The 7,787-nt window shown below is 63.2% G+C and carries 8 protein-coding genes; 5 read left to right on the top strand and 3 right to left on the bottom strand.

The genetic code is table 11. The annotated features are described in order from the left end of the window. Positions 1 to 496 (top strand): hypothetical protein (locus tag CA237_RS14100; RefSeq protein ID WP_206432982.1); only part of this gene is annotated, 496 nt, incomplete at its 5' end. A gap of 15 nt (positions 497 to 511) precedes the next feature. Here the strand turns inward: CA237_RS14100 and CA237_RS14095 are convergent. The 3 genes from CA237_RS14095 to CA237_RS14085 all read right to left on the bottom strand — a co-directional run bounded on the left by CA237_RS14095 (position 512) and on the right by CA237_RS14085 (position 2,373). Further along, the gene (locus tag CA237_RS14095; protein WP_037445063.1) at positions 512 to 721 is read right to left on the bottom strand and encodes a hypothetical protein; all 210 of its coding nucleotides are present in this window, start codon (positions 719 to 721) and stop codon (positions 512 to 514) included. After that, entirely contained in the window at positions 714 to 1,943 is a 1,230-nt protein-coding gene (locus tag CA237_RS14090; RefSeq protein ID WP_037445064.1) for a bifunctional alpha/beta hydrolase/OsmC family protein, read from the bottom strand. The genes CA237_RS14095 and CA237_RS14090 overlap by 8 nt, the downstream gene beginning before the upstream one ends. Before the next feature lie 70 nt (positions 1,944 to 2,013). Next, positions 2,014 to 2,373, bottom strand: a complete 360-nt coding sequence (locus CA237_RS14085) for a carboxymuconolactone decarboxylase family protein (protein WP_235181762.1) — start codon at positions 2,371 to 2,373, stop codon at positions 2,014 to 2,016. Between the two features lie 332 nt (positions 2,374 to 2,705). Between CA237_RS14085 and CA237_RS14080 the strand changes: the two genes are divergently transcribed. The 4 genes from CA237_RS14080 to istB are packed head-to-tail and all read left to right on the top strand — an operon-like array spanning position 2,706 to position 7,766. Then, positions 2,706 to 3,347, top strand: a complete 642-nt coding sequence (locus CA237_RS14080; protein ID WP_159078659.1) for a nuclear transport factor 2 family protein — start codon at positions 2,706 to 2,708, stop codon at positions 3,345 to 3,347. 33 nt (positions 3,348 to 3,380) lie between these two features. Continuing rightward, complete coding sequence (locus tag CA237_RS14075; protein ID WP_241215495.1) at positions 3,381 to 5,501, top strand: TonB-dependent siderophore receptor; 2,121 nt, start codon at positions 3,381 to 3,383, stop codon at positions 5,499 to 5,501. A 38-nt stretch (positions 5,502 to 5,539) separates the two neighbouring features. Continuing rightward, positions 5,540 to 7,051, top strand: coding sequence for an IS21 family transposase (gene istA, locus CA237_RS14070; RefSeq protein WP_126014417.1), 1,512 nt, complete (start codon positions 5,540 to 5,542; stop codon positions 7,049 to 7,051). Beyond that, positions 7,038 to 7,766 carry an IS21-like element helper ATPase IstB gene (gene istB, locus CA237_RS14065; protein ID WP_070240731.1) on the top strand — a complete coding sequence of 243 codons (729 nt, stop codon included), beginning with the start codon at positions 7,038 to 7,040 and terminating at the stop codon, positions 7,764 to 7,766. Before istA ends, istB begins: the two co-directional genes overlap by 14 nt. Positions 7,767 to 7,787: the final 21 nt, after the last annotated feature.

Genomic DNA, 7,787 nt, shown 5'->3' with positions numbered 1-7,787 from the left:
GTCGTACGAGCGCTCGTACGACCAGTCTCAGAACCGAAAACTTCCCGCACCGCCCGCGCCCTCGTCAAAGACGATAAGCATCCCGGCTACGGCCAAACGGGCAAGGCGGCCCTCAGGCCACGCTTACGATGTGAGCGATTTTCCGATCGTCCGTTTAGCCAGACCGCTGGATACGTCCGGCCTTTCTCCCCAGTGGTGTTTCGAGATGGAGAGGCTCGTGCGAGATGGGCGGCGCTTCGTGCTCATCTACCCGTCGCCGACCGGAGACGAACCGTTTGAGGATCGCACTGCGCGGACCCTGTGGTTGAAAGCCAATCGTGAAACGATGGCGAAGCTGTGTCTCTCGTTGATTATCGTCGAGCCCGATGCGGTTCAGCGCGCCGACCTTGAGAAGGTGTTCCCGCACCTCGAACATGCCTTTGGCGCACCCCAGACGGCTGCCGAGACGCAACAAGAAGCTCAGTTTCTGGCTGCCCGACTACTCGTATCGAACTAGCCGGCAGCCTGAGGGTCAGCCCGCTCTGACCCCGGTCGCGCCGTCCGGCTCTTCGTCAAACTGAGGATCCGCCAAACCGTCGACACTGCAAATATCGCTTGCCGCTGCGGTGACGGCGGTACGGATGAACGCCTCTTCGCTGCATCCGAGCCTGCTCGAAGCGTGTCGCACCATTGTGATTTCTGCAGCCGTGAAGGCTACTCGCCGGGTAACGTCTTCAGCCATTGCTGTCGCCCCCTCTGGACTTGTCTTGCGTCTCAACGAGTTCGGTGACGACGTCGGAGCCGCGAACGAGGGTCAGATCAACGGGGCACCGGTCGGCGATCGATAGTAGCTTGTCGCGCTGCTCGGCGGTGAGGTCCCCGACGAGGCGGATATCCCGGTTGAAGCGGTCTTGCGGCGTACGATCCTTGTCCCGACTGTGAGAGACGGCCACAAAAGCCTGATCCAGTGGCAAGTTCACCCGCTTTGCATAGAGGCGCATCGTGATAACGGTACAGGCAGCCAGACCTGCCGCGACCAACTCATAGGGTGTCGGCCCGCTCGCGAGACCACCCATCTCTACGGGTTCATCTGCAAGGAACCGGTGACGCCCCGCCTGGATAGCAACCTGGAACCTTCCTGCGCCGGTCTCATGCGCGGTCACCCCAGCCATGGGCTGGACAGGTCGAATGTCCCAGTCTGTCGCCGGCAGGTAGCGCGAAGCCCAGGCAGCGATAACCGATGCTGCATATTCTGCGTCCGCGCGCTCGCGCAACAGATGGTCGGCCTGATCCAGTGACACAAAGCTCTTGGGGTGCTTAGCGGCCTGAAAGAGGCGAGATGCGTTCTTAATTCCTACGACGTCGTCGCCAGGGGCGTGTAGCAGAAGCAGTGGAAGCTGCAGCGCTCCGATCCGCTCTTCCAGCGCCTGGGCGCGGGCATCCGTGACGAACTTGCGACCGACGACAAATGGTCTGTCAGCAAAGCTGACCTGCGCGCTTCCATCGCGCTCGATGCGCGTGAGACACTCTGGATCGATTGTGCTGAGGATATGGGCTACATCTGCAGGGGCGGCAATCGTGGCCACGGCGCGGACGGTCGGGATATCCACCGCGGCCATCAGACATGCCGCTCCGCCTAAACTATGTCCTACAAGGAGCGTGATCGGCATTTCAGCATCGCTCATTGCGTTCGCTGCACAAACCAGGTCCGCCACATCGGAGGCAAAGCCCGAATCGCGGAACTCACCCGCGCTGCCGCCAAGCCCGGCGAAGTCGAAGCGCAAGACGCCTATACCGGCCAGAGCCAACGCCCGTGAGATTCTGACGGCGGCGAGGCTGTCTTTCCCGCATGTGAAGCAGTGGGCGAAGAGGGCCCAGCCTCGCGGCGTCGTCGCAGGATGCTCGATCCGGCCAGAGAGTTGCTCCCCGGTACTGCTCATGAAATTGAATGCGGTTGCGGGCATGCCATCACCGTGCGTTGATGCTGTGGGGGAACAGGGCTGAAGGCCTGAAGCCTCCAGCCCTGATTGCTGTTCAGTTTTCAGGCAAAGCGTCGATGACGTCGAAGACCCGAGCGGTGTAGGTCAGCGCAGCGCCCGAATTCATAAAAATGGTGAAAGCCATCGCCTGAGCAATCTCTTCGCGCGTGAGGCCAAGGGAGATCGCTTTCTGGGCGTGAACCGAGATGCATCCGTCGCACCGGGTCGTGACTGCCACGGCCAGAGCGATCAATTCCATGACTTTGGGGTCAAGTAACCCGGACTTGGTCACGCCCTGCTCAACCATCATCAGGCCCTTCATCGAATCCGGGCTCAGCTTGGCAAACTCGCCGACGCGCGACATCAGCACGTCGCGATATCCATTCCAGTCCTGCATGTGATCATGATTGTTCAAGTCGAATACCCTTCATTTGGCTATCGCTTCGCGGTGGAGCGCTCGAGCTAATGGGTCAGCCGGGCGAACCGCTAAGCCGTTGAGAACAGCTGATCGGGCGCAGATGTCGAACTGCAGCGCTGAGCCGCAGACGATGATCGCGGTTCCTCTCATACCGACGGCGTGCCACTTCCCATCGTTGGAAGGTCAAGACCGAAATAGCCTGAACAAAAAAATGGCGGGCCAGGGCCGCAGCGCTATTGCGAACTATTCGTGATAAAGATAGGATGTTAGGATGAATGGCGGATCTGGGGTCGTCGTTCTCCCATCATCAATCACATGAGGGCGACCCTATGCCGCGCTTCGTCACGCCTCGTTCCCCTGTCCCCACCGACAGGTGCAAATGCCAATCCAATCCACTGTGCGCTGATCCGGGCAACGTGTTGCCGTTTAACGGGCCAGCGTCATATCCGATGACATTCCCGCCGCTGCTCCTGGGCACCGTATCGGGCGCGAGAAACTCCGCATGGCCTCTCTGGGCGGCGCTTCTCAGCCTGCTGTTTCTGGCATTCTCCGCAGTCTCGGCCAAAGCGCAGACGGTGAACAATGCCGACGTCGCGGTGGTGCAGCGCTATTTCGATGCCTGGAACAGCGGGGACATAGCAGCCCTGAAGGCAACGCTGGCGCCGTCGGTCGAGTATTTCAACACAAGCAATGGGGCGGTGAAGGCCGGCGTTGATGCGGTCACCGAAGTTCCGGTGCTGCTCAGCGGAATGATGCCTGATCGCAGACTCACGCTGCTTGCGGCTCCAGTCGCATCCGGCAATCAGGTCGCCGTCCAATGGACATTCAAAGCGACGCATCCGAGCGGTGTAAAAGAGCAGGGGCCGGTCACCTTCAGGGGAGCAAGCTTCTTTCGCGTTGAGCAAGGACGCATCGTCTGGATTGGCGACTACTACAACCACGCTACCCTCGAGGGGCAACTCGCGCGCTGAGCCGAGTGACGAAAACCTAGCAAGGATTTCCCGATGCCATACTTCACCCGCCCCTCACAAAGGGGCGTGCGTCGGCGCGCGCGCCTTCTTTGCGCCGTCAGCGCATTTTCTGGCATAGCGTTTTTGCCGCAGGCCGCCGTAGCGCAGTCTCCAACTTCCGATGGGCGGGCCGCGAATGACGAGCAGCCGGGCTGGCGGGACGAGATTATCGTCGTCGGACAGGGAGAGCGACAATCGCCGTCCATCTATACTGTCCCCGTCGTGACTGCCGCTACGCGTCTACCGCTGACGCTGCGGGAAACGCCACAGGCCGTCACCGTCATGACGCGCGAGAACCTCGATGATCAGCAGCTGAATTCGGTTCAAAATGCCCTCGAAGCGACGGCCGGCCTGTCTTCGAGAACCCTCGATAGCGAGCGCGTCACATTCTACGCACGTGGGTTTGCAATCGACAGCTTCCAGTATGATGGGATTCCAACAGCGTTCGTCAGTGGCGCGAGCTTTCTCGATACAGCTTTCTTCGAGCGGTTCGAGGTCGTGCGGGGTGCAACCGGCCTGCTGACCGGCACCGGCAATCCGTCGGCTTCCATCAATCTGGTACGTAAGCGGCCTGGTCGCCAGTTCGCAGCCTCTGCGACGCTGAGCGCCGGATCGTGGGACAATTTTCGCGGCATGGCTGATATCTCGGCGCCCTTGTCTCGCGATGGCCATGTGCGTGCCCGGCTGGTCGGGATTCTGCAAGATCGCGAGGGTCATGTGGACAGATATCGCCAGGCAAAGCGGAGCGTCTACGGCATTGTCGAGGCAGACCTTGGCCCCCGGACGCTCATCAGCATCGGCTATGACCATCAGGCGATCCGTCCTGAAGGCACGACCTGGAGTGGCATGCCGCTCTGGTTCTCGGACGGAACTCCAACGCGATGGTCCCGATCCAAATCGATGACGGCCGACTGGAGCCGTTGGGACAATACACTGGACTCGGCGTTCTTGACGCTTGAGCACCAATTCGCAGGACAGTGGGTCGCACGCGCAGCTGTCATGCATCAGCGTTCCTCATCGGATGCGCGCTTGTTTTCCGGGCTTGGCTATCCGGATCGCGTGACCGGCGAAGGCCTTCAGCCATTTGCCCTGGCGAGCTACACGCGCAGCCGGCAGAACAGCATCGATGCGACGCTATCAGGGCCTGTCAGCCTCTTGGGACGAAAGCATGACCTGGTGTTCGGCGTCATGGCGAACAGGCGGGTCGCCAACGAATTCAGCAGTGGCTTCGTGCTACCGTCGACGCCGTTTGAAAGCATATTCGATTGGACCGGCGCGTATCCCGAGCCCGATTTTGACGCTCGGCCGTTCTCGCGGACCCGTACCGTTACGCGGCAGGGGGCATTTTATGGTGCCGCCAAGCTCGACATCGTTGATCGGCTCAAGGTGATCGTCGGCACGCGGTTGACGTTCTACGATCTAGAACAACAGACGGCGCTTACATCCTTCGAATTCTCCAAAAGTGGCAGGATCACACCTTACGCGGGCGCCGTGCTTGATCTCGATTCCCACCATTCGGCCTATGTCAGCTATACAGAAATCTTCAATCCGCAGACCAACAGAGACCGGGACGAGAGGATGCTGGCGCCGACAAACGGGCGCAACGTCGAGTTCGGGGTCAAGGGGAGCTATTTCGGCGGCCGCGCCAGTGCATCGATCGCGGTCTTCAAATCCTGGCTAGACAATGTCGGCCAGATCGACCCGGGCCAGCTCTTGCCGGATGGAACGCAGGCGTATTTCGCCGCAAACGGGACCACTTCGCGGGGCGTCGAAATCGATCTGCAGGGCGAAATCCTTCCCGGCTGGAACACCTATGCCGGCTTTGCCCATTTCGTGGCAGAAAACGCCGACGGCGGCCGGTTGAATGCTGAGCTTCCCCGGACATCTGGGAGAATTTTCTCGACCTACCGATTTGCCGGACCGCTGCGGGCGGTGACCGTCGGTGGAGGCGTGAACTGGCGCAGCGCCTCTTTCGAGTCCGCCGCCAGCCCCATGGGTCCGGTTCGGACGCGTCAGGTGCCCTATGCGCTCGTGTCCTGTGGATCGGCGTGGAAAAGGGACCCCGGTAGCGGGGTGATCGGCGTCGAAAAGGGACCCCTCATCCCGGTGGTCTAGGCTGTTCGCTTGGCGGTGTGTCAGGCGGCGAGATCGGGATGCTGGTATTGGAGACGGTGTTGAGGATCCGGCGCGAGCACGCGTCGGGGAAGGCCATCAAGGCGATAGCGCGGGACCTGCACCTGTCGCGCAAGGTGGTGCGCAAGGCGATCCGGGCGCCGGAGGCGGACATGGCGTATCGTCGCGAGGTGCAGCCGCTGCCGAAGCTGGGGCCGTTCCAGACGCGACTGGACGCGTTGCTGGAGGAAGACGAGGCACGACCGCGGCGCGAGAAGCTGCGCCTCACGCGTATCCACGACCTGCTGCTGCGCGAGGGGTTCGACGGCTCATACGACGCGGTGCGCCGCTATGCGGCCCGCTGGCGGCAGGCGCAGCGTCGCGACGTGATGAATGCACCGGCGTTCATCCCGCTGCTGTTCCGGCCGGGCGAGGCTTACCAGTTCGACTGGAGCCACGAGGACGTGGAGATTTCGGGCAAGCCGATGCGGGTGAAGGTCGCGCATGTCCGGCTATGCGCGTCGCGGGCAATGTATGTGCGAGCCTATCCCCGCGAGACACAGGAGATGCTGTTCGACGCGCATGCGCGGGCGTTTGCCTTCTTCGGAGGTGTGCCGACGCGCGGCATCTACGACAACATGAAGACCGCCGTGACGAGCGTGTTCACCGGCAAGGAGCGGATCTTCAACCGGCGCTTCCTGGTGATGGCCAACCACTACATGGTCGAGCCGACCGCCTGCTCGCCGGCGTCGGGCTGGGAGAAGGGGCAGGTCGAGAACCAGGTGCAGACCGCGCGTGGCCGCTTCTTCCAGCCACGTCTGCGCTTTGCCAGCATCGAGGAGTTGAACGGCTGGCTGGAGGCGGAGTGTCGCCGTTGGGCCGACATGCACCAGCATCCCGAGCAGAAGGAGCTGACCGTCGCCCAGGCGTGGGCTGCCGAGCGTGGCGTGCTCCAGCCGGTGGTCGCGCCCTTTGACGGCTTCCACGAGAGCGAGCACGCGGTAAGCGGCACCTGCCTCATCAGCTTCGACCGCAACCGCTATTCCGTCTCCGCCAGGGCGGTTCGGCGTGCCGTCCAGGTGCGGGCCTACGCCGACCGCATCGTCGTGCGCTGCGACGGCCAGGTCGTCGCCGACCACCCCCGGTTCTTCGGACGCGACCGGACCATCTACGACCCGTGGCATTACCTGCCGGTGCTGGTGACCAAGCCGGGCGCCCTGCGCAATGGCGCGCCGTTCCAGGGCTGGGAGTTGCCGCCTGCGCTGTCACGGCTGCGGCGCAAGCTCGGCGCCGGCGATGATGCCGACCGGCGGTTCGTGCGGGTGCTGGCAGCGGTGCTGGATGACGGGCTGGAGGCGGTTGAAGCGGCCGTGCGCGAAGCGCTCCTGGCCGGCACCGCCAGCGACGACGTCATCGTCAACATCCTGGCCCGCCGACGCGAGCCGCCCCGGCCGCTGACCATTGTCACACCCGAGGACCTGGCGCTGCGCCATCCGCCCCGCGCCGACTGCACCCGCTACGACAGCCTGCGAGGCCTGCATGCAGCGGCATGAGATGATGACGGCCATGGCCGAGTTGGGGCTGAAGGGCATGGCTGGTGCCTTCGACGAGGCCGTCACCACCGGGCTGCAACGCAAGCGCACGACCATGGAGGTCCTGACGGACCTGCTCCGCGCCGAAGCCGCCCACCGCCATGCGGCGTCCGTCCGCTACCGGATGTCGGCCGCCAGGCTGCCGGCGGTGAAGGACCTCGACGCCTTCGTCTTCGACGACACCCCCATCAACGAGGGACTGGTGCGCTCGCTGCACAGCGGCTCGTTCCTCCCCGGTCGGCGCAATGTCGTGCTGGTCGGTGGAACGGGCACCGGCAAGACGCACCTCGCCACCGCCATTACCGCCAACGTGGTGCGGGCCGGCGCCCGTGGGCGCTACTTCAACACGGTCGACCTGGTGAACCGGCTCGAGGAGGAGACCCGCCTCGGCAAGGCCGGCGCGCTGGCAGCCCAGCTCTCCCGCCTCGACCTCGTGGTGCTCGACGAGCTCGGCTACCTGCCCTTTGCCCGCTCGGGCGGTCAGCTGCTCTTCCACCTGGTCAGCAAGCTCTACGAGCAGACCTCGGTCATCGTCACCACGAACCTCGCCTTTGGCGAGTGGCCGACCGTCTTCGGCGACCCCAAGATGACCACCGCGCTGCTCGACCGCATTACCCACCACTGCGACATCGTCGAAACCGGCAACGACAGCTGGCGCTTCAAGCACCGCAGCTGACGCCCAGGAGGCCCGGCAGAG

Origin of the sequence: Sphingomonas sp. ABOLH, assembly GCF_003951715.1 — a bacterium.
GTDB classification, from domain to species: domain Bacteria; phylum Pseudomonadota; class Alphaproteobacteria; order Sphingomonadales; family Sphingomonadaceae; genus Sphingomonas; species Sphingomonas hankookensis_A.
Note: the sequence above shows the minus strand (reverse complement) of the source record. Positions and strands in the feature narration are given on the sequence as shown.

What these genes read in the sequence shown, in the direction of transcription:
- CA237_RS14095 (WP_037445063.1), bottom strand. Translation starts at nt 721, where the DNA reads ATGGCTGAAGACGTTACCCGGCGAGTAGCCTTCACGGCTGCAGAAATC.
- CA237_RS14090 (WP_037445064.1), bottom strand. Translation starts at nt 1,943, where the DNA reads ATGCCCGCAACCGCATTCAATTTCATGAGCAGTACCGGGGAGCAACTC.
- istB (WP_070240731.1), top strand. Translation starts at nt 7,038, where the DNA reads ATGCAGCGGCATGAGATGATGACGGCCATGGCCGAGTTGGGGCTGAAG.
- istA (WP_126014417.1), top strand. Translation starts at nt 5,540, where the DNA reads ATGCTGGTATTGGAGACGGTGTTGAGGATCCGGCGCGAGCACGCGTCG.
- CA237_RS14080 (WP_159078659.1), top strand. Translation starts at nt 2,706, where the DNA reads ATGCCGCGCTTCGTCACGCCTCGTTCCCCTGTCCCCACCGACAGGTGC.
- CA237_RS14075 (WP_241215495.1), top strand. Translation starts at nt 3,381, where the DNA reads ATGCCATACTTCACCCGCCCCTCACAAAGGGGCGTGCGTCGGCGCGCG.